Annotated in this window: 24 protein-coding genes; 7 read left to right on the top strand and 17 right to left on the bottom strand. The window is 68.1% G+C overall.

All coding sequences use genetic code 11. The features are described from left to right. Positions 1-17: 17 nt before the first annotated feature. The 11 genes from phoU to GDJ08_RS05050 all read right to left on the bottom strand — a co-directional run bounded on the left by phoU (position 18) and on the right by GDJ08_RS05050 (position 10,269). Complete coding sequence (gene phoU, locus GDJ08_RS05100; protein WP_017356814.1) at positions 18-725, bottom strand: phosphate signaling complex protein PhoU; 708 nt, start codon at positions 723-725, stop codon at positions 18-20. Positions 726-781: 56 nt separating this feature from the next. Next, positions 782-1,612, bottom strand: coding sequence for a phosphate ABC transporter ATP-binding protein PstB (pstB, locus tag GDJ08_RS05095; RefSeq protein WP_136004411.1), 831 nt, complete (start codon positions 1,610-1,612; stop codon positions 782-784). A gap of 19 nt (positions 1,613-1,631) precedes the next feature. After that, on the bottom strand, positions 1,632-2,507 hold the full coding sequence (gene pstA / locus GDJ08_RS05090; RefSeq protein ID WP_017356816.1) for a phosphate ABC transporter permease PstA: 876 nt from the start codon (positions 2,505-2,507) through the stop codon (positions 1,632-1,634). After that, positions 2,507-3,475 (bottom strand): phosphate ABC transporter permease subunit PstC, encoded by a 969-nt coding sequence (pstC, locus tag GDJ08_RS05085; protein ID WP_153164404.1) that lies wholly within the window; start codon positions 3,473-3,475, stop codon positions 2,507-2,509. The genes pstA and pstC overlap by 1 nt, the downstream gene beginning before the upstream one ends. Positions 3,476-3,555: 80 nt before the next feature. Then, positions 3,556-4,647 (bottom strand): phosphate ABC transporter substrate-binding protein PstS, encoded by a 1,092-nt coding sequence (gene pstS / locus GDJ08_RS05080; RefSeq protein WP_017356818.1) that lies wholly within the window; start codon positions 4,645-4,647, stop codon positions 3,556-3,558. A gap of 294 nt (positions 4,648-4,941) precedes the next feature. Next, a complete protein-coding gene (gene pstS / locus GDJ08_RS05075) occupies positions 4,942-5,961 on the bottom strand; it encodes a phosphate ABC transporter substrate-binding protein PstS (protein ID WP_153164403.1) in 1,020 nt (339 codons plus the stop codon). Positions 5,962-6,162: 201 nt separating this feature from the next. Further along, on the bottom strand, positions 6,163-6,939 hold the full coding sequence (locus GDJ08_RS05070) for a PA3715 family protein (protein ID WP_153164402.1): 777 nt from the start codon (positions 6,937-6,939) through the stop codon (positions 6,163-6,165). 115 nt (positions 6,940-7,054) lie between these two features. Further along, positions 7,055-8,266, bottom strand: coding sequence for an OprO/OprP family phosphate-selective porin (locus tag GDJ08_RS05065; protein WP_026070827.1), 1,212 nt, complete (start codon positions 8,264-8,266; stop codon positions 7,055-7,057). A gap of 181 nt (positions 8,267-8,447) precedes the next feature. Further along, entirely contained in the window at positions 8,448-9,122 is a 675-nt protein-coding gene (gene nth / locus GDJ08_RS05060; RefSeq protein ID WP_136004205.1) for an endonuclease III, read from the bottom strand. Further along, positions 9,122-9,487, bottom strand: a complete 366-nt coding sequence (locus tag GDJ08_RS05055) for a hypothetical protein (protein WP_423665853.1) — start codon at positions 9,485-9,487, stop codon at positions 9,122-9,124. The genes nth and GDJ08_RS05055 overlap by 1 nt, the downstream gene beginning before the upstream one ends. Further along, the gene (locus GDJ08_RS05050; protein ID WP_153164401.1) at positions 9,487-10,269 is read right to left on the bottom strand and encodes an enoyl-CoA hydratase/isomerase family protein; all 783 of its coding nucleotides are present in this window, start codon (positions 10,267-10,269) and stop codon (positions 9,487-9,489) included. Before GDJ08_RS05050 ends, GDJ08_RS05055 begins: the two co-directional genes overlap by 1 nt. Before the next feature lie 169 nt (positions 10,270-10,438). Here GDJ08_RS05050 and GDJ08_RS05045 point away from each other — a divergent pair, with 169 nt between their 5' ends. The 3 genes from GDJ08_RS05045 to GDJ08_RS05035 all read left to right on the top strand — a co-directional run bounded on the left by GDJ08_RS05045 (position 10,439) and on the right by GDJ08_RS05035 (position 12,966). After that, on the top strand, positions 10,439-11,140 hold the full coding sequence (locus tag GDJ08_RS05045) for an FKBP-type peptidyl-prolyl cis-trans isomerase N-terminal domain-containing protein (protein WP_017357558.1): 702 nt from the start codon (positions 10,439-10,441) through the stop codon (positions 11,138-11,140). A gap of 120 nt (positions 11,141-11,260) precedes the next feature. After that, on the top strand, positions 11,261-12,064 hold the full coding sequence (locus GDJ08_RS05040) for a CoA pyrophosphatase (protein WP_026071021.1): 804 nt from the start codon (positions 11,261-11,263) through the stop codon (positions 12,062-12,064). Next, a complete protein-coding gene (locus GDJ08_RS05035) occupies positions 12,061-12,966 on the top strand; it encodes a sulfurtransferase (protein WP_136004201.1) in 906 nt (301 codons plus the stop codon). The genes GDJ08_RS05040 and GDJ08_RS05035 overlap by 4 nt, the downstream gene beginning before the upstream one ends. Positions 12,967-12,979: 13 nt before the next feature. On the opposite strand, the gene GDJ08_RS05030 is transcribed toward GDJ08_RS05035, so the two are convergent. Further along, the gene (locus GDJ08_RS05030; RefSeq protein ID WP_017357555.1) at positions 12,980-13,558 is read right to left on the bottom strand and encodes an N-acetylmuramoyl-L-alanine amidase; all 579 of its coding nucleotides are present in this window, start codon (positions 13,556-13,558) and stop codon (positions 12,980-12,982) included. Positions 13,559-13,615: 57 nt separating this feature from the next. On the opposite strand from GDJ08_RS05030, the gene GDJ08_RS05025 reads away from it, so the two are divergent. The 3 genes from GDJ08_RS05025 to GDJ08_RS05015 all read left to right on the top strand — a co-directional run bounded on the left by GDJ08_RS05025 (position 13,616) and on the right by GDJ08_RS05015 (position 17,001). Next, a complete protein-coding gene (locus GDJ08_RS05025) occupies positions 13,616-14,146 on the top strand; it encodes an alpha/beta hydrolase (protein WP_153164400.1) in 531 nt (176 codons plus the stop codon). Between the two features lie 158 nt (positions 14,147-14,304). Beyond that, positions 14,305-16,449: a bifunctional 23S rRNA (guanine(2069)-N(7))-methyltransferase RlmK/23S rRNA (guanine(2445)-N(2))-methyltransferase RlmL gene (gene rlmKL, locus GDJ08_RS05020; protein ID WP_026071020.1), complete on the top strand. Its 2,145-nt coding sequence runs from the start codon at positions 14,305-14,307 to the stop codon at positions 16,447-16,449. A gap of 15 nt (positions 16,450-16,464) precedes the next feature. After that, on the top strand, positions 16,465-17,001 hold the full coding sequence (locus tag GDJ08_RS05015; RefSeq protein ID WP_136004196.1) for a GNAT family N-acetyltransferase: 537 nt from the start codon (positions 16,465-16,467) through the stop codon (positions 16,999-17,001). Positions 17,002-17,197: 196 nt separating this feature from the next. Here GDJ08_RS05015 and GDJ08_RS05010 read toward each other — a convergent pair whose 3' ends face one another. Genes GDJ08_RS05010 through GDJ08_RS05000 form a run of 3 tightly spaced genes read right to left on the bottom strand, consistent with a single transcriptional unit; the run spans position 17,198 to position 19,484 of the window. Continuing rightward, on the bottom strand, positions 17,198-17,533 hold the full coding sequence (locus tag GDJ08_RS05010) for a DUF3325 domain-containing protein (RefSeq protein ID WP_153164399.1): 336 nt from the start codon (positions 17,531-17,533) through the stop codon (positions 17,198-17,200). Then, positions 17,530-19,164, bottom strand: a complete 1,635-nt coding sequence (locus GDJ08_RS05005; protein ID WP_153164398.1) for a PepSY-associated TM helix domain-containing protein — start codon at positions 19,162-19,164, stop codon at positions 17,530-17,532. The genes GDJ08_RS05010 and GDJ08_RS05005 overlap by 4 nt, the downstream gene beginning before the upstream one ends. Further along, positions 19,161-19,484, bottom strand: a complete 324-nt coding sequence (locus GDJ08_RS05000) for a DUF3649 domain-containing protein (RefSeq protein ID WP_206147288.1) — start codon at positions 19,482-19,484, stop codon at positions 19,161-19,163. The genes GDJ08_RS05005 and GDJ08_RS05000 overlap by 4 nt, the downstream gene beginning before the upstream one ends. Positions 19,485-19,923: 439 nt before the next feature. On the opposite strand from GDJ08_RS05000, the gene GDJ08_RS04995 reads away from it, so the two are divergent. Then, on the top strand, positions 19,924-21,153 hold the full coding sequence (locus GDJ08_RS04995) for an aminotransferase class V-fold PLP-dependent enzyme (RefSeq protein ID WP_153164623.1): 1,230 nt from the start codon (positions 19,924-19,926) through the stop codon (positions 21,151-21,153). 6 nt (positions 21,154-21,159) lie between these two features. Here the strand turns inward: GDJ08_RS04995 and GDJ08_RS04990 are convergent, their stop codons facing one another. After that, a complete protein-coding gene (locus GDJ08_RS04990; protein WP_017357058.1) occupies positions 21,160-21,561 on the bottom strand; it encodes a DUF4124 domain-containing protein in 402 nt (133 codons plus the stop codon). A gap of 98 nt (positions 21,562-21,659) precedes the next feature. Continuing rightward, positions 21,660-22,952, bottom strand: a complete 1,293-nt coding sequence (locus tag GDJ08_RS04985; protein ID WP_153164396.1) for a DUF445 domain-containing protein — start codon at positions 22,950-22,952, stop codon at positions 21,660-21,662. Positions 22,953-23,043 lie beyond the last annotated feature (91 nt).

The raw sequence follows: 23,043 nt of genomic DNA, 5'->3' as shown, positions 1-23,043 counted from the left end.
TGCATTGGCAGGATGCCTCAGACGTGGTCGGTGCTGCTGGTTTCGTCGCGCTTCTCGCGCGGCGGCAGGGCCTGCTCGCCGTGCACCAGGAACCAGACGTTCTCGGCGATGTTGGTGGCATGGTCGCCCACGCGCTCCAGGTTCTTGGCCATGAACAGCAGGTGCGTGCAGGGGGTGATGTTGCGCGGGTCTTCCATCATGTAGGTGAGCAGCTCGCGGAACAGCGCGGTGTACTGTGCATCCAGGCGCGCATCGTCATCACGCAGGGCGAGGGCGGCGGCGGCATCGTTGTCGCGGTAGGCCTCGATGGCACGGCGGACCTGCTGTGCGGCCAGCCGGCCCAGCGAGCGCAGGCCCTGGATCTGCGGCAGCGGCGGGACCTTGCTCAGGGCGATCGAGCGCTTGGCGACGTTGGCGGCATAATCGCCGATGCGTTCGATGTCGGCCGGGATGCGCAGGCCGGCCAGGATCTCGCGGAGGTCGCGCGCCATCGGGCCGCGCAGCGCCAGACGCATCACATCGTGGCTGATCTGCTGTTCCAGGCTGTCGATGGCTTCGTCGTTGGCGATGATGCGCTGTGCCGCGTTCTCGTCGCGTTTCTCGATGACGTCCATCGACGCATCGAGCTGCGCCACGGCCATCTCGCCCATGCGCACGATCTCGGCCACCAGCCGCTGCTGCTCTTCGTCGTAGCTCTTGACGATATGGTCGTTGGGAAAGTTCATGATGATTCTCGTAGAGCCAGGCTCTGCCCGGCTGGATGATGTGGAGACGCAGGCGCTCAGCCAAACCGCCCGGTGATGTAATCCTCGGTCTGCTGCTTGTTGGGCTGCGAGAAGATCACTTCGGTGCGGTCGTGTTCGATCAGGTCGCCCAGATACATGAAGGCGGTGTAGTCGGACACGCGCGCGGCCTGCTGCATGTTGTGGGTGACGATCACGATGGTGTAATCGTGCTTGAGCTCTTCGACCAGCTGTTCGATGCGGCTGGTGGAGATCGGGTCCAGTGCCGACGTCGGCTCATCCAGCAGCAGCACGTCCGGGCGCAGCGCAACGGCACGGGCGATGCACAGGCGCTGCTGCTGGCCGCCGGACAGCCCCAGCGCGCTCTGGTTGAGCTTGTCCTTGACCTCGTCCCACAGCGCGCCCTGGCGCAGCGCGTGTTCGACGCGGTCGGTCATCTCCGACTTGGACAGTTTTTCGTGATGGCGGATGCCGTACGCGACGTTCTCGAAGATGGTCATCGGGAACGGCACCGGCTTCTGGAACACCATGCCGACCTTGCTGCGCAGCCGGTTCATCGGATACTTCGGCGAGAGGATGTTCTCACCGTCCAGCAGCACTTCGCCGCGTGCTTCCAGCTTGGGGTACAGCGCATAGATGCGGTTGAAGATGCGCAGCAGCGTGGACTTGCCGCAGCCGGACGGACCGATCAGCGCGGTGACGCGCTTCTCCGGAATCTCCAGGTCGATGCCCTTGAGCGCATGGAATTTGTCGTAGTAGAAGTCCAACCCGCGCGCGGCCAGCTTGATCGGCGCCGGGGTGTGCAGGCTTTCATGCGACGCCGGGACCACGATGCGCTGCATCGGTACGGCGTTGGAGAGATCGTTCATGGCGATGTCCGTGGAAAGGTCAGTCATGGGAGATACGGTTGCGCAGCAGGATGCCGCGCGCAGAGAGGCTGACCAGCAGCACGAACACGGTCAGCACCAGGGCGCCGGCCCAGGCGAGCACCTGCCAGGATTCGTACGGGCTGCCCGCGAACTGGTTCATCACCACCGGCACCGAGGCCATCGGCTGGAACACGTTGCTGTTCCAGTACTGGTTGCCGAAGGCGGTGAACAGCAGCGGCGCGGTCTCGCCGGAAATGCGGGCCAGGGCCAGCAGGATGCCGGTGACGATGCCGGCGGCGGCGCTGCGATACAGCACCTGCACGGTCACCTTCCACTGCGGGATGCCGAGCGACAGCGCCGCCTCACGCATCTGCGACGGCACCAGTCGCAGCATCTCGTCGGTGGTGCGCACCACCACCGGCAGCACGATGAATGCCAGCGAGAGTGCACCGGCGAACGCCGAGAACTGTCCACCGGTCTGCATCACGTACAGGGTGTAGACGAACAGGCCCAGCACGATCGACGGCGCCGAGAGCAGGATGTCGTTGACGAAACGCACCACCGTGCCGGCCTTGCGGAAGTTGCCGTACTCGGCCAGCCAGGTGCCGGCCAGCACGCCCAGTGGGGTGCCGATCGCGATCGCCAGACCGCACATCACCGCGCTGCCGAAGAAGGCGTTGGCGAGGCCGCCCTCCTGCATGGGGGGCGGGGTCATCCTGGTGAACAGGTCCAGGTTGATCCCGGCCAGGCCCTTGGAGGCCAGCGTCCACAGAATCCAGCCGAGGAAGAACAGGCCGAACAGCGCGGTCAGGCAGGACATCAGCAGCGCGACCACGTTAACGATGCGGCGGCGCAGGTACAGCGGTTGTGCGGCGGACGGGGCGATGGTGGACATCAGTTGCCCTCCTTGCGGGCGAGGCGCATCAGCATCAGGCGGGCAATGGCCAGCACAACGAAGGTCACGATGAAGAGCACGAAGCCGAGCAGCAGCAGTGCCGAGCGGTAGGTTTCGGTGGCCTCACCGAAATCATTGGCAATCAGCGCGGCGATGGTGGTGCCCGGCTCGAGCAGCGAGGGCGACAGGCGCACGCTGTTGCCGATCACGAAGGCCACCGCCATCGTTTCGCCCAGGGCGCGCCCCAGGCCGAGGAAGATGCCGCCGATCACCGCCGAGCGGGTGTAGGGCAGCACGATGTCCCAACTCACTTCCCACTTCGTGGACCCCAGCGCGTATGCCGATTCCTTCAGGCGGGTGGGTACGGTCAGGAACACTTCGCGCATGACCGAGGAGATGAACGGGATCACCATGATCGCCAGCACGAAGCCGGCCGTGAGCACGCCGATGCCCAGCGGCGGGCCCTGGAACAGCGGACCGATGACCGGCAGTGTGCCGAGGTGGTCGTTGAGGAACGGGGTGACGTATTCGGTCATCACCGGCACCAGCACGAACAGGCCCCACATGCCGTAGATGATCGACGGAATGCCGGCCAGCAGTTCGATGGCGGTACCGACCGGACCACGCATCCACCGCGGGGCGACTTCGGTCAGAAAGAAGGCGATGCCGAAGCTCACCGGCACGGCGATGATCATCGCGATCAGCGCGGTGACCAGGGTGCCGTAGATCGGCGCGAGCGCACCGAACTTGTTTTCGACCGGATTCCATTCGGACGAGTAGAAGAAGCTCAGGCCCTGCTCCTGCAGGGCATGGCGGCCGCCCCACAGCATCGAGAGCGCGGCGCAGGCCAGGGCGACCAGCACCAGAACGACGGTGGTGATCAGTACCCAGCGGAACAGTGTGTCGTTGCGGGCATCACGCAGGTCGTGGAGGGACGGTGCGGGAACAGGCTGGGCAATGGCATTCATGGGAAAGGCAGGGGCCCGAGAGGTGGGGTGCGGCGTGGTGGCGACAAGGGAGGGCCCGCGCGGCGCGCGGGCCCGGGTTGTCATTTGAATTCAGCGGCCCAGTAGGCTTCGATCTGCGTCACCAGTTCGGCGGGCAGCGGCACGTAGTGCAGTTCGTTGGCCTGCGTCTGGCCCTTTTCAAAGGCCCACTTGAAGAACGCCAGGGTGTCCTTGCTGCGCTGGGCATCCTTGGGCTGCTTGTGCATCAGCATGAAGTTGGTGGCGGTGATCGGCCACGCCTGGTCGCCCGGGGCGTTGGTGATGACCAGGTTGAAGTCCTTGGCGCTGGCCCAGTCGGCGCTGGCAGCCGCGGCGGCGAAACTCTCCGCACTCGGCTGCACCCAGTTGCCGGCGGCGTTCTGCATCGAGGCGTACGGCATGCCGTTCTGCAGCGCGTAGGCCAGTTCGACGTAGCCGATCGAGCCCTTGATCTGCTTCACGTACGAGGCCACGCCTTCATTGCCCTTGCCACCCACGCCGTCCGGCCACTGCACCGAGGTGCCTTCGCCGACCTTGCTCTTCCAGTCCGGGCTGACCTTGGACAGGTAATTGGAGAAGTTGAAGGTGGTGCCCGAGCCATCCGAGCGGTGGACCAGGGTGATCTTGCCGTCGGGCAGTTTCACGCCCGGGTTGGCGGCAACGATGGCCGGATCGTTCCAGGTCTTGACCTTGCCGAGGAAAATGTCGGCCAGCAGCGCGCCGCTCAGGCGCAGCTTGCCGGCGTCCAGGCCCTCGATGTTCACCACCGGGACCACGCCGCCGATGGCGGACGGGAACTGGCCCAGGCCGGCCTGGGCCAGCTCTTCGCTGCTCAGCGGCTTGTCGGAGGAACCGAAGTCGACGGTGCCGGCCTTGATCTGGGCGATGCCGCCACCCGAACCAATGGACTGGTAGTTGATTTTGGCGCCGGTGGCCGCGTTGTAGTCCGCCGACCACTTGGACACCAGCGGGAAGATGAAGGAAGCACCGGCACCGGAGATCTCGGCGGTGAGCCTGTCGCCGGCGGCAGGCGCGGCGGCGGGGGTGTCGGCGGCCGGCGCGGCAGCCTGGCCTTCAGCGCCCGGCTTGCAGGCGGAAAGGCCCAGCGCGATGGCCAGGGTAAGGGCGGTCAAGCCAGCCGTGTGCAGTTTCATGCGTCACTCCGTAGCGGGATGGGGGCCGGTCTCTCCGGCGACGCTGCTATGAAATGATGTTTTTGTTACAGCCGTATGACGACGTGACCGGACGCACGGGAAAGCCCGGTGGGACGGGGGCCGGCGATGGCACGTGCGGAAAAAGAAAAGGCGCGGATCTTGCGATCCGCGCCCGGCGGCGGCAGGGGGAGAGAGGACCTGCCGCCGCCATTGCCTTGTCCGTCGATCCGGCCGGGTACCGGCCAATGGCGGTACCCGGCCGGGGTGGGTCACGACCGTGGTCGTGACGGCACCTCAGTACTTCAGATTCTGCGACCAGTACGTCTCGATCTGCTTGACCAGGGTGTCCGGCAGCGGCACGTAATCGAGCTGCTTGGCCTGGGCGTCGCCGTTCCGGTAGATCCAGCGGAAGAACTCCTGCGTGGCCTTGGCGTTGGCGACGTTCTTGGGCTGCTTGCGGACCAGGATGAAGTTGGTGGCGGTGATCGGCCACGCATCGGCGCCCGGCGCGTTGGTCATGACCAGGTAGAAGTCCTTGGCGCTGCCCCAGTCGGCGCTGGAGGCTGCGGCGGCGAAGGAAGTGTCGCTCGGCAGGACGATCTTGCCGGCGGCGTTCTTCATGGCGGCGTAGGACATCTTGTTCTGCAGCGCGTAGGACAGCTCGACGTAGCCGATGCCACCCTTGATCTGCTTGACGTACGCGGCGACGCCTTCGTTGCCCTTGCCACCGATGCCGACCGGCCACTGGACCGAGGTGCCTTCACCAACCTTGCTCTTCCACTCCGGATTGACCTTGGAGAGGTAGTTGACGAAGTTGAAGGTGGTGCCGGAGCCGTCCGAGCGGTGCACGACGGTGATCTTGCCGTCCGGCAGCTTGACGCCCGGGTTCAGCGCGGCGATGGCCGGGTCGTTCCAGGTCTTGATCTTGCCCAGGAAGATGTTGCCCAGGGTCGGCCCATCCAGCTTCAGTGCGCCCGGCGCGATGCCGGCCACGTTGATCACCGGGACCACGCCGCCGATCACCGACGGGAACTGGGCCAGGCCGGCCGAGGCCAGCTCTTCCGGCTTCAGTGGGGCGTCGGAGGAGCCGAAGTCCACCGTCGCCGCCTTGATCTGGGCAATGCCGCCGCCCGAACCGATGGACTGGTAGTTGACCTTCTTGCCGGTAGCGGCGCTGTAGTCGGCCGACCACTTGGACATGACCGGATAGATGAACGAGGCGCCCGCGCCGGTGACATCGGCGGCATTGGCGGCAAACACGGACGACGCGGCGAGGACGACAACGGCGGCGCGCGACTTGAAGGCGTGGATCACGGGATGGCTCCTGGGATGGATGACGGTGCGGGGTGTCCCGCCCGGCGCCCATTCCATAACGGTTCGATGACAGCGCAGCGTCTGTCATATGACGCAACCGTGACAGGGTGCGGCATCGCCCCGCGACGCCCGGAGCAGGGGCGTTGTCGGCGTCATAAAGTGCACTGCGTCACGCAGGTTCGCGCAGACCGGGTGCCCCCCTCAGTAGGGACTGAGGGCATCCAGGAAGGGGTAGGCGCGGCCATCGTGGCGCAGCCGGTAGCTGCGTTGGACCGCGGACGCGTCGCTGTCCACGCAGGTCTTGTCGTGCACGGCGCTGCGTCGCGCCACCTGCCGCTCGCGGACGATCAGGTCGGCAAATCCCGGTGGGCGCGGTGCGCCGACCTCCAGGGTGCGCGTGGTGGTCTGGAACTGGCCGGCGCAGCGGGTATCCCACTCTCCCTGGGCGATGTCCACGCTGATCGGCTGGGTCAGCACCTGCAGGTGGCCCGGCGTGTAGGCGATCAGGCGCAGCCGGGTTTCCGAATACGGGTTGGGGCTGGACGCGCCGGTGAAGCGGGTACGCACGCCGAAGGTCCAGTGTGCGTCGTCGAGCCGATAGCGGGCGGTATCCAGGGCAACGCCGTCGAAGCGGACGGCGTCGCTGTCGACCGCGCCGCGCAGCACGCTCCAGGCGCGCGGGGTGGCGCTGGCCGTATCGATCACCATCAGTTCCAGGTCGCCGTCGGGCGCGTCCGGCAGGCTGTCGCGGTCATTCCAGACCGGCACGGCCAACAGCGTCAGCTCCGGGTGCGCTGGCCAGACGCGGCAGGTGCCCGCCTGCGGCGCGCGGCGCCAGCCCGCGCGGTCGGGAAGCACGGTGCCTGGGCGGACAGCGTAGGCGTGCTCGATCACCGCGATGGCGTCGGTGCACTGCTGGGCATGGGCGGCTGGCGTGGCGCTCGCAAGCACAGGCAGGAGCAGCAGGGTGGGGCGCATTGGGCCGTCCGTGGGAAAGTGGCCGCACAGCATACGCAGGCGACACGGCATGCAGGCCCAACGAAAAGGGGCGCAGCCTGCGCTGCGCCCCTGGAGTGCATCGATGCCGCAGGGCTTACCAGAAGAACTGCAGGCGGGCTTCGAGGATGTTCGGGTCGTCGTTGACGAAGCCGCGGGCCGACGAGCTGTACTTCTTGCTGTCCACCATCACGTAGTTCAGGGCGAACTTGGTGTTGGAGCGCCAGTAGTAGTTCACGCCGACGGTCCAGATGTTCATCTTGCCGCCGAGCACGCCGTCGACGATCGGCGGACGGCCGGCCACCGGGTTGGCAGTGAGGTTGCCATCGTTGAGATCCATCTGGTCGTAGCGCGCGCCCAGCTGCCACATGCCGCGGCCCGGTTCGTCCGGCAGGCCGGTGGTCGGGGTGCCGCCCTTGTAGCCCCAGCTCTCGCCGGTGATGTTCCACAGGCCGCTCACGTAGAAGCCGTCGCTGCTGTAGTTGTCGTGGCTGTAGCGCTTGGCCTTGCTGGTGTAGTACTCGGCCTGGGCCTTGAACGGGCCGCCGATGTACATCGCTTCGGCACCCAGCGTGCTGACGCGGTCGGTATCGACCAGGTTGCCGCTGTCCACCAGACGCACGGTGGCCAGGTCGGCGTTCGGACGGGCGCGCACGCGCAGGGTGTCCGCATCGGTGTCGTAGTCGACGTAGCTCAGGCCGAAGTGCAGCACCTGGCCCTTCTCGTTGATCGGCGCCCAGGTACCACGCGCGCCGTAGCCGCTGCCGTGGGCCAGGTTGCGCGTCAGCTCGCGGCCGAAGGCGCTGGCGGTGACCGACCAGTTGCTGTCGCCGATGCTGTAGGCACCGCCGAGGCGACGGGCCACGGCGTAGGTGTTGGTGACCGCCGCCTTGGAGATGAAGTCGTTGTTCTTGGTGCTGGACAGTTCTTCCAGGCTGTTGGGCTGCTTGAACTGGCCGAACTGCACGAAGTGGTTGGCGTTGCCGGCCAGCTTGTACTTCAGGTTGGTGTCCAGGAACTTGTCGGCCTTGGCATCGTAGCCCACCACCCATTCCACGTTGCCCGGGCCCTTGCCCTTGAGCACCAGCTCGGCGCGGCGCAGCTCGAACTCGCTGTTCTTGCCGTTCCCGGCATCGCCGCCGTTGAGGTCGGTCAGATCGTTGTCGAACCAGTTGCCGTCGGCCTGGACCAGGCCTTCGAAGGTGATCTCCGAACCGCCGATCACGTCGATGGCCACTTCAGCGTGAGCGGCCGGCACGAACAGCGCAGCCGCCACGGCCGCAGTAAGAAGTTGGCGATGCAGTTTCATGGAAAGGAGCCTTGCAGGCAGGTGGGAAGATGCTGCGCAGGCTAATTAGTGAAGATTGCGTAAATGTGACAGTTTCAGACAAACCGTCGTTTGCCGGACCCCACGGCCCGGCAGGGCTCTACATGAATGCCCGGCGCAGATGACCGCCGGATTGCGTACAGATGGCAATCGCCGCCGGGGGTCAGGCGGCGGTTTTTTCCCTGTAGCGGCACAGGTCGCGGATCACGCACTGCGGGCAATCCGGCTTGCGTGCCTTGCACACGTAGCGGCCATGCAGGATCAGCCAGTGGTGTGCGTCGAGCAGGAACTCGGCGGGGATCACCTTGACCAGCAGGTCCTCCACCGCGCGGACGTCCTTGCCAGGGGCCAGCCCGGTGCGGTTGGCCACGCGGAAGATGTGGGTGTCCACCGCCATCACCGGCTCGCCGAAGGCGGTGTTGAGCACCACGTTGGCCGTTTTGCGGCCCACGCCCGGCAGCGCCTCGAGGGCGGCGCGATCACGGGGCACCTCGCCACCGTGGTCGCGGATCAGCAGTGCGCAGGTGGCGATCACGTTCTTCGCCTTGGCGTTGAACAGCCCAATGGTGGCGATGTACTTCTTCAACCCGTCTTCGCCCAGCGCGAGCATGGCCTGTGGCGTGCTGGCCACCGGGAACAGCTTGCGCGTGGCCTTGTTGACGCCCACGTCGGTGGCCTGCGCCGACAGCGCCACCGCGATCAGCAGTTCGAACGGCGTGCTGTATTCCAGCTCCGTGCGCGGATGCGGATTGAGCTCGCGCAGACGCGTGAACATCTCGATCACATCGGCCTTGGGCATGCGTGCGGAGCGCGGCGCGGCCTTGCTGACGACGGCCATCAGGTGCCGTTCCCGGCCGCCCGGGCCTTGGCGCGGGCGAGGATGGCCGCCGCCGCCGACGGCAGCGCCGGCTTCGCATCCGGCGTGGTCGCCGCCGGTGCCCGCCGCGCGTCGCGTTCGGCGGCACGGCGGCCCAGGCGTACAGCGCGCTGGCGGTAGCGCTCGCGCGCAGCCCACGCTCGCGTGAGCTGCTGCTGGGCCTGCAGCAGGCGCACGGGCAGGTCCGGATGGCCGGGCAGCCGCTGGGCGTCGCCAGGGTGTGGCACGTAGTCCATCAAGCCGGCCGCGAGTGCGCCGTCGACGTCGTCGTCCAGCAGCAGCATCCACAGCCGCGTGGGCAGGTCAGGGTCGGTGGCCATCATCATCAGCGGTTCTGGAACACCGGCGGACGGCGGGCCAAGAAGGCGGCGGTGCCTTCGCGCATGTCCTCGGTAGCGAACATCAGCCCGAACTGCGCGGTTTCGTAGGCCAGACCTTCGCCCAGCGCACACTCACCGCCGATATGGACGGCATCGAGGATGCCGCGCAGCGCCAGCGGCGCGGCGTGCGCAAGCTGCTGGGCCAGCGCCTGCACGCGTGCATCCAATGCATCGGCAGCCACCACTTCGTTGACGATCCCGAACTGCAGCGCGCGCGCGGCCGTGATCGGTGTGCCAAGCAGGCACAGTTCCAGCGTCGCGGCGCGGCCGCACAGACGCAGCAGGCGCTGGGTGCCGCCGAAGCCGGGAATCAGCCCGAGATTGATCTCCGGTTGGCCGACTTTGGCGGTTTCGGCAGCGATGCGCAGGTGGCAGGCCATCGCCAGTTCCAGGCCGCCGCCCAGCGCAAATCCGTTGATCTTCGCGATCACCGGCTTGGGCATGCGCTCGATGCAGCGCATCAATTTCTGCCCCAGCGCCGAGAAATCACGTCCCTGAACCGCGCTGAGTCCGTTCATTTCGGCGATGTCCGCCCCGGCCACGAACGCCTTCGGACCGGCCCCGGTGAGCACTGCCACCCGGACCGCCGGATCGGCGGCTGCCGCCGAAAACGCGCTGTATAGCGCTTCCAGCGTAGCCTTGTCGAGGGCATTGAGCTTGTCCGGGCGGTTCACGGTGAGGGTGCGGATGGCGCCGTCATCGGTCACGGCGAGGGGCGAATCGGCCACGGCGGGGCTCCTGGAAAAACGTTAAAAAAAAGTGAGGTTGAACTCTTGAAACGAAGTCAGGTCAGAGCTTGCGTCGTTAGTGGCGGTTCAACGTTGCGGCGGCTATCCTAACCCGTCGCCTCAGGGCGGCCCAACGCGTCCTGAGTTACCACCCCTGGAGAAATGTTTGATGAAGTTGCGTTCTATCGCGGTCGCCGTCGCGGCCCTGGCCCTGACGGGCAATGCCTTCGCCCAGGACACCTCGTCCGAAAAGGGCAAGCTGAGCTATTACTTCGGTTACGACTACGGCAACAATCTGGCTGAGCTCACCTCGCGTGGCGAACAGCTGGACATCAACTCGGTGGTGAAGGGCCTGCAGGATGCCTACGCCAAGAAGCAGCCGGCGATCACCGCCGAGCAGCTGAAGCCGGCCGTCGAAGCCTTCCAGAAGCGTGAGCAGGGTCGTGCGCAGGCCGCCAAGGCCGAGTACGACAAGGCCGCTGCCGAGAACAAGACCAAGAGCACCCAGTTCCTGGCTGCCAACAAGGCCAAGGCCGGCGTGCAGACGCTGCCGAGCGGGGTTCAGTACCGCGTGGTCGAAGCCGGCACCGGCGCCAAGCCGACCCAGGCCAGCACCGTGCAGCTGGAAGTCGCCGGTCCGTACCCGTACGGCACCCGTCCGGCTGAAGCCCGCCCGGCGCAGCAGATCCCGGCGATGAAGGTCAGCGAAGTCGAAATGAAGGCCATGCGCGAAGCGCTGCTGCTGATGCCGGCCGGCTCGAAGTGGGAAGTGACGCTGCCGCCGGAACAGGCCTATGGTGCCGATCCGCGCACGCCGTTCCCGCCGAACGTCGCCGTGCAGTTCGAAATCAAGCTGATCAGCGTCAAGTAAGATCAGGCAGTCACAAAAACGCGCCGATGGAAACATCGGCGCGTTTTTGTTTGCTGTCACCGCGCGCTCCGCGCTCTCGATCCAGCCTGCCAATCGCGCTACTGTTGCACGGTGCAATCACTGGACGATCCCCCGCGTGCCGTACCCACCCCCTGTATCGGTATCTGCGCGCTGGACAGCGCCGATATCTGCGCGGGGTGCCTGCGCACCGTGGATGAAATCACCCGCTGGCGAACGATGAGCCGTCACGAACAGACCCATGTCATGCAGCATACGCTGCCATTGCGCGAGCAGTTGCGGCAGTCGCTGCGCGGTTCGCTGGCCGAGCACGCGCGGCTGATGCGCGCGCTGCATCCGCTGGATGCGCCGCCGACTGGCGAGGGCTGGAACCGCAGCGAGCTGAGTGACCTGCTGCCGCCCGGGCCGCCGGTCGAGGCGGCGGTGTTGGCCGGCATCATTCCGCGCGAGGGCGGTGCCCAGGTGCTGTTGACCCGACGCACCGATACTTTGCGCCATCACGGCGGCCAGGTCGGCTTTCCCGGTGGACGGATGGAGGCGGACGACCGCGACGCCGTGGCCGCGGCGATCCGCGAGAGCGATGAGGAAATCGCGCTCAAGCACGATCAGGTGCACGTGCTCGGTTACCTGGATCCGTTCGTCACCATCACCGGTTACCGGGTGATGCCCGTGGTGGCCGTGATCGATCCGGCATTCGTCGCCGTGCCGCAGCCGGATGAAGTGGCCGAAGTGTTCGAGGTGCCGCTGAGCTATCTCATGGAGCCCGCCAACCTGCACCAGGTGGAGATCGACCATCGCGGCCGCATCCGGCATGTGCTGGAGTACGGCTGGCCGGGCCAACGCATCTGGGGCGCCACCGCCGCCATTCTCTACAACCTGCGTCGCCGCCTGGAGCAGACCGAATGACTTCCACCGCGTTTTCCTGGACCGCCCTGGTCGATGTCGCCGCCCTTGCCGATGCTCTGCAGCAGGGCGGGGCACGCGTGCTCGACGCGCGCGCAACCGCCAGCACCGCCGTGCGCGTGGTCGATGCGCGCTTCTCGCTGGGCGACCCGCAGTCGGGCGCGCAGGCCTATGCCCAGGGGCATCTGCCCGGTGCACTGTACGCCGACCTCAACCGCGACCTGGCCGACATGGGCAAGCACGGCCAGGGACGCCACCCGCTGCCGGACAGCGCGGACTTCGCCGCGCGGCTGGGGCAGTGGGGTATCGCGCCGGAAACCCAGGTGGTGGTCTATGACGCAGGGGATGGCAGCATGGCCGCCGCGCGGCTGTGGTGGCTGCTGCGGCTGATCGGGCACCGTCGGGTCGCCGTGCTCGATGGTGGACTGGCCGCGTGGCAGGCCGCGGGCCTGGCGCTGACCGCCGAGGTGCCGCAGGTGCCGGCGTTGCCGCCCTATCCCGGCCAGTTCGACCGCAGCCAGATCGCCTCGGCTGGCGAGGTGGCCGCACGCCTGAAGCACGCACCGGGCTGGTTGCTGGATGCCCGGGCCGGCGAGCGTTTCCGCGGCGAGGTGGAGCCGCTGGACCCCATCGCCGGGCACGTCCCCGGCGCGGTCAACCGCCCGTTCGCGTTGAACGTCCACGACGGGCGCCTGCGCCCGGCGGCGGATCTGCAGGCCGCGCTGCGCCCGCTGATCGGCACCCACGATCCGGGCCAGGTGGTGCTGATGTGCGGCTCGGGCGTCACCGCCTGTCATCTGCTGCTGGCGATGGAAGTGGCCGGCCTGCATGGCGCCCGCATCTACGCCGATTCGTGGAGCGGGTGGGTCAGCGATTCCAGCCGCCCGGTCGCCACCGGCCCTTGAAACACCTCCCGGGTCAGGGGCGGTGCGCATCCAACGGTTGCAGCGGCACCGCCGCCAACACGCGCGGCCACGGGAACAGCGGCCCGGGATCGCGCTTGCGCGGCACGCGCCGCTCGGGGTCGTCGCTGGCCACTTCCTCGCGGGTATCCAGCCATTCGTGACCGGCGATGTGCCGCAGCCCGGGCAGCGTGTCGCACAGGTGCTGCAGCAGGTCGATCAGCGCGGCGAGCTGCGCCTCGGTGTACGGCTCGTCCATCGCCTGGTGGCGTGAATCCAGCCAGTGCGGGTAGCGGCCGGTGTTGACCAGCTCGATGCCGACCGAGCGCGGGTTGTAGCCGCTGACATGGTGGGCGATGCGGTCCAACGCCACGTACTGGACGATGCGGCCATCGCGGTCGATGTAGTAGTGCCCGCTGTTGCCGCTGCCGCTGTCGTACAGCACGCGCTCACCGTACTGGCGGGCCATCGCCAGGTCGGGCAGCTCGGTGCAGTGGATGACCACCAGATCGATGTCGGCCGGCGCGCGCGCGCCCAGCCGTGCCACGTAGGGCAGGGGCTGAAGGTCGATCGGGGGCGGTGCGCGGCCGGGCATGGCGCGATGCTAGCATTCCGTCATGAACGCTCATATCCACTCCCACAGGACGCGTGCATGAGCCGCGGCCACTGCATCCTTTCCCACGGGTTCGAAAGCGGCCCGGACGCCACCAAGGTGACCGCGCTGGCCGAGGTCGCCCAGCGGCTCGGCTGGACGCACGAACGCCCCGACTACACCGATCTGGACGCGATGCGCGCGGTAAGCAGCGTCGGCGACGTCCGCGCCCGCCTGCAGCGCCTGGCCGGCCTGGCCGCGGCGGCTGCCGCACGTGGCCCGGTGGTGCTGGCCGGTTCCAGCCTGGGCGCCTACATCTCGGCCATTGCCTCGCTGCAGGTGCCCACCCGTGGTCTGTTCCTGATGGTGCCGCCGACCACGATGGGACCGATGCCGGCGCTGGATGCCGCCCCGGTGCCGACCAGCGTGGTGCACGCCTGGCACGATGAACTGATTCCGCCGGCACAGGTCATCGCCTGGGCGCAGGCCCGTTCGGCGCGCCTGCTGCTGGTGGACGACGGGCACCGGCTGAACAATCACGTCGAGGCCTCGGCCCGGGCGTTCGAGGACCTGCTGCAGTCGCTGGGGTGAGGGGGGAGCCGGCCAGCGCCCGGCACCCCCCACGCCACACGCCCCCGCCAGCCGGGCAGAGCCCGGCTCTACCGTACAATGGCCGTCCCGGCGTCGCGCCGGGTCGCTTGCCGTGCCCGGTGGGCACCTCCTTTCCGCTGACCTGCGATACCGATTCCGTGAAATTCTTTGTTTCCTGCGCCAAGGGCCTGGAGTACCTGCTCGCCGACGAACTGCTGGCGCTCGGCCTGGACAAGGCCACCGCCACCATCGCCGGCGTCAACGCCGAAGGCGAGCTGCCGCAGGCACTGAAGGTGGTGCTGTGGTCGCGCCTGGCCAGCCGCGTGCTGTGGCCGCTGACCGAGTTCGACTGCCCGGACGAAGGCTCGCTGTACCAGGGCGTGTCGGCGATGGCGTGGGACCAGCACATCAGCCCGGAGCTGACCCTGTCGGTGGACGCGCACGTGTCCGGGACCGAGATCACCCATGCGCGCTTCGCCGCGCAGCGGGTCAAGGACGGCGTGGTCGACAGCCTGCGCGCCAAGGGCCTGGAACGGCCGTCGGTGAACACCGAGTTCCCTGATGTGCGCATCAATCTGTCGCTGCGCAAGGGCCGGGCAAGCATCTCCATCGACCTCGGTGGTGGCCCGATGCACCGCCGTGGCTGGCGCATGGCGCAGAACGAAGCGCCGCTGAAGGAAAACCTGGCCGCGGCCGTGCTGATGCGCGCCAACTGGCCCAAGATCCACGCCGAAGGCGGTGGCCTGCTCGACCCGATGTGCGGCAGCGGCACGCTGCTGATCGAAGGCGCGCTGATGGCCGCCGACGTCGCCCCGGGCCTGCAGCGCCACGGCAGCATTCCGCCCAGCCGTTGGCTGGGTTTCGACCGCGACGCCTGGAACACGATGATGGCCGAGGCGCGCGCTCGAGAGACGGCCGGGCGTGCCGCGCTCAAGCAGGTGATCCACGGCAGCGACATCGATCCGCATGCGATCCGTGCCGCCCGGGAAAATGCCGAGACCGCCGGCGTGGCCGAGGCGATCTGGTTCGGCGTGCGCGATGTGGCCGACATGCAGGTGCCGCCGCAGGAAACCGGCTGCGTGGTGTGCAACCCGCCGTATGACGAACGGCTGGCCGCCGATGCGGTGCTGTATCGCCGACTTGGCGATGCGCTCAAGCGTGCGGTGCCGCAGTGGCGGGCCAGCCTGCTGTGTGGCAGTGCCGACCTGGCGTTCGCCACCGGCCTGCGCGCCAACAAGAAGTACCAGCTGTTCAACGGGGCGATCGAATGCGCGCTGATCGTCTGCGATCCGATCGCGGTGCCGCAGCGCGACAACGCCGGCCAGCCGCGCGAGCTGAGCGAAGGCGCGCAGATGGTGGCCAACCGCTTGCGCAAGAACATCAGGAAGTTCAAGAACTGGCGCGCCCGCGAGGCAATCACCTGCTACCGCGTGTACGACGCGGACCTGCCCGAGTACGCGGCCGCGATTGACGTCTACGAAGAAGACGCCGGCGCGCGCCGCACGTTCCTGCACGTGCAGGAGTACGCGGCACCGGCGACGATTCCCGATGTCGATGTGCGCCGCCGCCGCAACGAGCTGCTGTCGGCCGCGCGCGAGGTGTTCCAGGTGCCGGCCGAGCAGGTCGCGCTGAAGTCGCGCGAGCGCGGCAAGGGCGGCAGCAAATACGGCCGCTTCGAACAGCGCGGTGAGTTCGTGCTGGTCCGCGAGAATGACGCACTGCTGCGGGTGAATCTGTTCGACTACCTCGATACCGGCCTGTTCCTGGATCACCGCCCGCTGCGCTGGCACATGGCCCGGGAAGCGGTCGGCAAGCGCTTCCTCAACCTGTTCTGCTACACCGGCGTGGCCAGCGTGCAGGCGGCGGTCGCGGGAGCGGCGTCGACCACCAGCGTGGACCTGTCCGGCACCTACCTGCAATGGTGTGCCGACAACCTGGCGCTGAACGGCAAGGGCGGCAGTCAGCATCAGCTGATCCAGGCCGATGCGCTGGCCTGGCTGGAAGCCGAACGGCACCGCTTCGACGTGATCTTCTGCGATCCGCCGACCTTCTCCAACTCGGCCCGCGCCGAGGACTTCGACGTCCAGCGCGAGCACGTGCGCCTGCTGCGGGCGGCCGTGGCGCGGTTGAGCCCGGAAGGCGTGCTGTACTTCTCCAACAACTTCCGCCGCTTCAAGCTGGACGAAGAAGCGATCAAGGAATTTGCCGAGTGCACGGAAATCTCCGCCGAGACCATCGGCGATGATTTCGAGCGCAATCCGCGCATCCACCGCGCCTGGGAACTGCGCCGCTACGGCGCGTGACGGCAAGGGGCTGACATGGACGACAGCCAGCTTCTCGCCGACGGACTGCTGCTACGTCCGTTCGAGGATGGCGATGCCGCCGCGTTCGCCGCGGCGGTGCGGGAATCGGCCGAGGGCATGCGGCGCTGGATGCCGTGGTGCTCCACCGATTACGGCGCCGAGCAGGCACTGCAGTGGTTCCAGGCCTGCCGCGACGGCCGCGCAGCGGCCACCGCCCATGAGTATGGTGCGTTCGACCCGGATACCGGCGCGTTTGTCGGCGGCGCCGGGCTCAACGCCATCCGGCACGATCACCGCTTCTGCAATCTGGGGTACTGGGTGCGGCAGTCTCGCCAGGGCCAGGGCATCGCCACGCGCGTCGTGCACGCGCTGGCGACCCACGCGTTCGCGCACATGGGCATGCAGCGGGTGGAGATTGTCGTGGCGGTGGGCAACCTGGCCAGCGAGCGGGTGGCGGTGAAGTCCGGGGCGCTGCGCGAGAGCGTGGCGCGCAACCGGCTGGTCATCGATGGCCAGTCTGCACCGGCCCACGTGTTCTCGCTGGTGCCCTGACCTGTGGTGGCGGCACCGGATTCCGGCCGCGCGCCGTGCGCGTCACACCATCAGAAGGCGGCCTTGCGCCTACGCCAAGGGCCGATGACCGCGCTCATACCCGCCGATTGCGGCCTGCCAGTACGGCGGGAGCCCGAGGTGGTCTTCGAGCCGCCACTGGCGACAGGGGCAGCGCTGCATCGCGCCGGTCTGCACGTCAGCGCGCGAACAGCGTCACCGCCAGCCCGACCGCCGGCAACGCCCACGCCAGCGGCGCGATCCAGCGGGGGCGGAAGGGGTACAGCCCGAACGCGATCAGAATGCCGCTGATCGTCAGCGCCCCGAGCCACAGCACCGGGCCGGCGGCCCAGCCGTGGTCCACCACACACAGGCCGAACGACAGCGCCAGCAACGCCCAACCCAGCCAGCGCCATGCGCGCCTGCGGGTCGGCGTAGCGGCGGCCTTGCCGTGCAGGTCCGCCTGGTGCCTGTCCATCGCCAGCGACAGGGCAGTGAACGCCGAGAAGCTCACGGTGATCGCCAACAGCATCATGCGCCCACCTCCGCGCCGGCATGCTGCTGCGCCTTTGCCGCCGCCTGCCGCTTCTTTCCGGCCGCGCTCAGCGCCGGCTGCCAGCGCTGCATGCGCAGGCCGCAGTAGGCGAGCATCGCGCCGAAGGCGAGCATGGTGAGGTCGAACCCGGCCAGCACCCAGTCGCCGCTGCGCAGGGTCACGCCCAGGTGCGCGTGGGTGGTCAGCGCGTTCACCACCGGGATCAGCGCGAACAACGCCGCGCCCAGGTACAGCTGCCAGGCCCACATCATCCGCTTGGGCCAGATGAACGCGGCCAGCAGCGCCGCGCCCCACGCGTAGAAGAACACGTCGGCTTCGGCCGTCGACCGTTCGGCCATCTGCAGCGGCAGCAGCCGGTTGCCCCAGAAGTACGCCGCGAAAGCGATCGGCAGGCCGGCCACCGCGCCGATATTGAGCGCATCCACCAGGCGCAGACCAAAGCCGATCTTCCCCGACTTGGCATGCTTGGGCCGTTCCTTGACCGCCCACAGCACCACGCCGCTGGCGACCATCAGGCAGCCAACCAGCCCGGACAGGAAGAACAGGGCGCGCAGGCCCCAGTCGGCAAAACGCGCCAGGTGCAGGCCGTACATTACGCCACGGGTCTGGGTGGCGCCACCGGCGGCCGGACTGGCCTCGAGCAGCGCACCGGTCACCGCGTTGTAGCGCAGCGACGGCGTATCCACCGAAAGGCGCTTGCCGTCGCGCTGCTGGATGTCGATCACCGCGTTGGCCGCGCCCGGGTGGTACAGGGTGAAGCCGCCCACGTCGGCGCCCTTCCATTCGGCGCGCGCGCTGTCCAGCAGCTGCTGTATCGGCAGTGCCACAGCACGTCCCTCGGACGGCGTATCAATGTCGGCCAGGCGCGCGAACGCCTCGCTGAAGAACGCGTCCTCATCCTTGGGGTAGGCCACGCTCACGCCCCACGGCAGGTACATGAACATCAGTGTCACGATGCCCGTGTAGGTGATCATCGCGTGGTAGGGCAGGGCCATCACCGCGCTGACGTTGTGGAAGTCCAGCCACGAACGCAGGCCCTTGTCCTTCCGGAACGTAAAGAAGTCCTTGAAGATCTTCTTGTGGGTGATCACCCCGGTGATGATCGCCACCAGCATGAACATCGCGCAGAAGCCCACGAGGTAGCGCGCCCACAGCACCGGGATGTAGTGCAGGTCAAAGTGCAGGCGGTAGAAAAAGTCGCCCCCGCGGGTCTCGCGCGCGGCCACTTCCTGACCACTGTTGGGGTCCACCGTGGCGTCGCCGAAACGCCCGCCGCCGCGGCGGCGGCGCTTCTCGCCCTCCGCCGGCGGCTTGACCATCGATTCGGGATTGCGCCAGAACATCCGCATCGCGGGGTTGCGCGGGTCGGGCAGGCTCACGTTCCAGCTTTCGGCCTGGGGCGCCTTGTGCTGCAGGAAGATGATCGCGCGCTCGGCCGCCACATCGGCGTCGACCGTGCTGCGCGGCAGCTCCGGGCGCATCCAGCGGCTGATTTCCTCGCGGTAGTAGCTGGCCGTGCCGGCCATGAAGATCAGCAGCAGCAGCCACCCGACCAGCAGGCCGGTCCAGGTGTGCAGCCACGCCATTGATTGGCGGAATCCGTTCTTCATGCGCCCGCCCTCATCACAGCGGTGCCCAGCCAGAACAGTGCGGTGGGCATCAGGATGCCGACCCAGGCGCGCAGTGCGGTGCGCGTGGCGAACGCCCACAGGGCGGCACACGCGCACAGCGCGATGGCGACCAGCATGCCGGTCAGTACCGCCTGGTCGCGGGCGATCGGCAGCGCGACGGCGAAGAACATGGCGCAGGTCGCTGCCAGCGCATAACCGCCCAGGATCGCGGCCATCGAGCGCGACAGCACGCCCAGCCAGGGGCGGGCGAACACGGCGGTGAAACGGGTATGCCAGCTGGCGTTGGGCGTGCTGTTCACGGAAACCTGCAATAGCGAGTCGAACAACGGGCATCACCAGCCGCAGCCGGTGACAGGTAAAGGTGGCCGTCCGTGGCCGGGGCGGCGCCGTGCCGGCGCGTGGCCGGCAGGTCCGCATCCAATGCCGCGGTGGCAGCATCCAGCGCAGGGTCAGCCGCACACTGCGCGGTTCCGCCCACCCGGCAACGAGATGGCGCAGGCACGCCTGCCTCCGCCCGTCTGCCCGCTGCCGGTCACGGGGACACTGCCGTTGGCGGCACACCCGGGGACGGACGCGGATGGCGTGGGGCAGTACACGGGGCGAAGCGAGCCGGTGCACATCGCGCGGCACTGGCCGGGTGGGGCTGGGCATACAACTAATGCTTGAATGATAGTCATTATCATTACGTTCGACAAGCGTCATCAGTCCGTTCGATGGTGACGCTGCGATACTGTGATGATGGACGCTTGCGAATGGCTTGACCGTGCCGACGTGCCGGACCCGAACGGGCGTACGCCCGACGACCTTGCCGCCGATGACCGGTGGTGGCAGCGGGTACAGGCGCTGTACGACCTGGACGATGCGGTGGTGATGCTCGACAACGGCTACTGGGGCGCGATGGCGCGGCCGGTGCTGCAGGCCTGCCAGGACTGGACGGCGCGGGTGAATGCAGGCAACGCCTGGTTCGGTCGGCGGGCATTTCCGCCGCTGCTGGAGCAGGCACGCGCGCAGGTGGCGGGGATGCTCGGCGTGGACCCCGACGAAATCGCGATCACGCGCGGTGCGACCGAGGCCATGCAGGTGCTGATCGCCGGGTACCGCCGGCTCTCGCCGGGCGACACGGTGATGCATGCCGACATCGACTACGACAGCATGATCACCGCCATGCAGTGGCTGGGCGAACGACGCGGGGTGCGCAGCGTAGCAATTGCCATGCCGGAGCCGTTCACCCACGCGGCGGTGCTGGAGACCTATCGCCAGGCGCTGGCGGCGCACCCGCGCACGCGACTGCTGCTGTTGACCCACGTCAACCACCGCAACGGCATGCTGCTGCCCGTGGCGGATATCGCCGCGCTCGCCAGTGCCGCCGGGGTGGAGGTGGTGCTGGATGCGGCGCACGGCATCGGCCAGGTCGATACCGTGCTCCCGGCGCTGGGCGTGGCGTTTGCCGGCATCAATCTGCACAAGTGGATCGGCGCGCCGGTCGGGTTGGGCGCGTTGTACATCCGGCGCGACCGTATCGCCGATGTGGCCCCCTACCTGGGCGAGCATGACGACGGCCGTATCGATGCGCGGGTCCACACCGGCACGCTCAACTTCGCCGCATGCCTGGCCCTGCCCACGGCGCTGGCCCTGCACGCGCGGATCGGCGTGGCCAACAAGCGGGCGCGGCTGCTGCGGCTGCGCAATCAGTGGCTGGAGGCGCTGCACGGGGACGACCGCATCGAACGGCTGGCCTCGCCGGACCCGCGTCTGTCCAGCGCGATCGCCGCATTCCGCCTGCGCGGTCAGACCACGATGGCGGCCAACACCGCTACCGCCGAACGCATGCTGGGCGGGCATGGTGTGTTCGTGGTGCCGCGCGACGGCCTGGCATCGGGCGCCTGTCTGCGCGTGACGCCCGGGATATTCACCCCGCCGGCGCAGATCGAGACGCTGGTGGCGGCGATACGTGCGGTGGCTGGTTGAGGCGGGTCAGCGCGCGGCGCAGGCCTGGCGTACCGCGTCGTTGACGCGCTGCGGAGCCTTCTGCCCGCTGAGGGTTTCGGCCAGATCGCGGCGGAAGCGCAGTTCCTCGCATTTCTCCGGATCGGCGGCCCCATCGATCACCGTGCCGCGGATCGGCGCAGCCGTGCGCCCGGCGTCGGCCTGCATGCGTTGGCGTGCCTCGTACAGTTCGCGCTGCGCGCGGCTGCGCTCTTCCCAGCTGAGCTTGGGGTCCTTGATGATCGGCCGCGTCACGCCGGTGTCCTGGTCGGCCGGGCAGGGCACCGACTGGTAGATGGTCTGTCCGTTGGCCGCGCATTTGTAGATGCGCCCGGCCTCGGCGTTGCCCGCCAGCGCGCACAGCGCCAGCAGCACGATGGTGTTGCGCATGGATCCCCCCAGGCAGGCCACTCCGGCCCCGAATGCGCCGCAGAATACGTGAGCTGCGGCACAAAAACACCCGGTCAAAGCGTCAAGTACGCCGTTCTCTACCAGTGCAGCCAGACGGTCAGGGCGTGCAGGAGCAGGCCGATCAGCCCGCCAACCAACGTACCGTTGAAACGGATGAACTGCAGGTCGCGGCCGACGCTCAGTTCCAGCTGTTCCACCAGGTGGCGTTCGTCCCAGCCTTTGACTGTCTGCGCGATGTGCTGGGTGACGCCCTCGCGCAGGCGGCTGGTGAGACGTTCGGCGCCGTCCATCAGGTGCTGGTTGAGCGCCTCGCGCAGGGCCGGATCGTCCTGCAGCGATTGTCCGACCGCGGCCAGGCTGCGGCGCAGGTGGCCGGCCAGCGCCGAGTCCTCGCTGGCCAGGTCCTCGCGCAGGCTGGCATGGATGCGCGCCCACAGGCCCTGCACATAGTCCTGTACGGCAGGGTGGTCGATCATCTGCTGCTTGAGGTCCTCGACCCGGGCCGCCAGCGCCGGATCGCTGCGCAGGCGCTGGATGTACTGGCCCAGCCACATTTCGTAATCGCGCCGCAGCGGATGCTCCGGCTGTGCCAGGATCTGCTGCAGTTCGGCCAGCACCGCATGCGCGAGCCGTTCGGCCAGGCTGTCGCCGATTTCATCGATGGGTTTGACCCAGTTGACCGTGCTGGCCAGCTTGGGCCACTCGCGCTGGATGTAGCGCACGATCAGCGCCGACGCGCGCTGCTTGACCGCTTCGTTGCCCAGCCAGTCGCCGACCCGGGTCAGGCCCTCGTCCAGCACCCGCTGGTGCCGGTTGTCGGCGGTTAGCAGGCCCAGCAGCTCGCCGGCCGTGGCAGCCGCGTTCCATTGCCGCAACTGCTGGATCACGAAGGCCTGGATGCTGCGCCGGACCGCCGCCTCGTCAAGGAAATCCAGCGCCTGCAGCGCCCAGCCGCGCGCCATGTCGGCCAGCATCCGCGCCCGCGCAGGCTCGGCCAGCCAACTGCCCAGCCGGCTGGCCGGGTCGAACACCTGCAGCCGCGCCAGCAGCGCCTGGGGTTCCAGGAATTGGTCGCGCACGAACACCGCCAGGCTGTCGGCGATACGGTCTTTGCTGTGCGGAATGATGGCCGTATGCGGGATCGGCAGGCCCAGCGGGCGGCGGAACAGGGCCACCACCGCAAACCAGTCCGCCAGCGCACCCACGGCGGCGGCTTCGCAGAACGCGCCAACCCACGCCCAGACGCCTCGCTCGCCCATCCAGTGGCTGAGCACGAAGCCGGCCAGCATGGCCAGCAGCATCGCCAGCGCGATCAGTTTGAGGCGACGCAACTGGCGTCGGCGCGGGTCGGGGGTCGAAAGGGGCTTCATCCCGGCAGTCTACCCAACGGCAGGGCGTTCCCTGCCGAAACGCCGGGCGTGCGGACCAATGAACCGCACCCGCCCGGGGACCGCACTCCAC

Origin of the sequence: Stenotrophomonas nematodicola, assembly GCF_009467805.1 — a bacterium.
Classification (GTDB): Bacteria; Pseudomonadota; Gammaproteobacteria; order Xanthomonadales; family Xanthomonadaceae; genus Stenotrophomonas; species Stenotrophomonas nematodicola.
This window is presented reverse-complemented; position numbering and strand designations above follow the sequence as displayed.

Bases quoted from the DNA above. Each gene is read 5' to 3' on its own strand.
- phoU (WP_017356814.1), bottom strand. From the start codon at position 725: ATGAACTTTCCCAACGACCATATCGTCAAGAGCTACGACGAAGAGCAG.
- pstB (WP_136004411.1), bottom strand. From the start codon at position 1,612: ATGAACGATCTCTCCAACGCCGTACCGATGCAGCGCATCGTGGTCCCG.
- pstA (WP_017356816.1), bottom strand. From the start codon at position 2,507: ATGTCCACCATCGCCCCGTCCGCCGCACAACCGCTGTACCTGCGCCGC.
- pstC (WP_153164404.1), bottom strand. From the start codon at position 3,475: ATGAATGCCATTGCCCAGCCTGTTCCCGCACCGTCCCTCCACGACCTG.
- pstS (WP_017356818.1), bottom strand. From the start codon at position 4,647: ATGAAACTGCACACGGCTGGCTTGACCGCCCTTACCCTGGCCATCGCG.
- GDJ08_RS05070 (WP_153164402.1), bottom strand. From the start codon at position 6,939: ATGCGCCCCACCCTGCTGCTCCTGCCTGTGCTTGCGAGCGCCACGCCA.
- GDJ08_RS05065 (WP_026070827.1), bottom strand. From the start codon at position 8,266: ATGAAACTGCATCGCCAACTTCTTACTGCGGCCGTGGCGGCTGCGCTG.
- nth (WP_136004205.1), bottom strand. From the start codon at position 9,122: ATGGCCGTCGTCAGCAAGGCCGCGCCGCGCTCCGCACGCATGCCCAAG.
- GDJ08_RS05055 (WP_423665853.1), bottom strand. From the start codon at position 9,487: ATGATGATGGCCACCGACCCTGACCTGCCCACGCGGCTGTGGATGCTG.
- GDJ08_RS05045 (WP_017357558.1), top strand. From the start codon at position 10,439: ATGAAGTTGCGTTCTATCGCGGTCGCCGTCGCGGCCCTGGCCCTGACG.
- GDJ08_RS05035 (WP_136004201.1), top strand. From the start codon at position 12,061: ATGACTTCCACCGCGTTTTCCTGGACCGCCCTGGTCGATGTCGCCGCC.
- GDJ08_RS05030 (WP_017357555.1), bottom strand. From the start codon at position 13,558: ATGCCCGGCCGCGCACCGCCCCCGATCGACCTTCAGCCCCTGCCCTAC.
- GDJ08_RS05025 (WP_153164400.1), top strand. From the start codon at position 13,616: ATGAGCCGCGGCCACTGCATCCTTTCCCACGGGTTCGAAAGCGGCCCG.
- GDJ08_RS05015 (WP_136004196.1), top strand. From the start codon at position 16,465: ATGGACGACAGCCAGCTTCTCGCCGACGGACTGCTGCTACGTCCGTTC.
- GDJ08_RS05010 (WP_153164399.1), bottom strand. From the start codon at position 17,533: ATGATGCTGTTGGCGATCACCGTGAGCTTCTCGGCGTTCACTGCCCTG.
- GDJ08_RS05005 (WP_153164398.1), bottom strand. From the start codon at position 19,164: ATGAAGAACGGATTCCGCCAATCAATGGCGTGGCTGCACACCTGGACC.
- GDJ08_RS04995 (WP_153164623.1), top strand. From the start codon at position 19,924: ATGGACGCTTGCGAATGGCTTGACCGTGCCGACGTGCCGGACCCGAAC.
- GDJ08_RS04990 (WP_017357058.1), bottom strand. From the start codon at position 21,561: ATGCGCAACACCATCGTGCTGCTGGCGCTGTGCGCGCTGGCGGGCAAC.
- GDJ08_RS04985 (WP_153164396.1), bottom strand. From the start codon at position 22,952: ATGAAGCCCCTTTCGACCCCCGACCCGCGCCGACGCCAGTTGCGTCGC.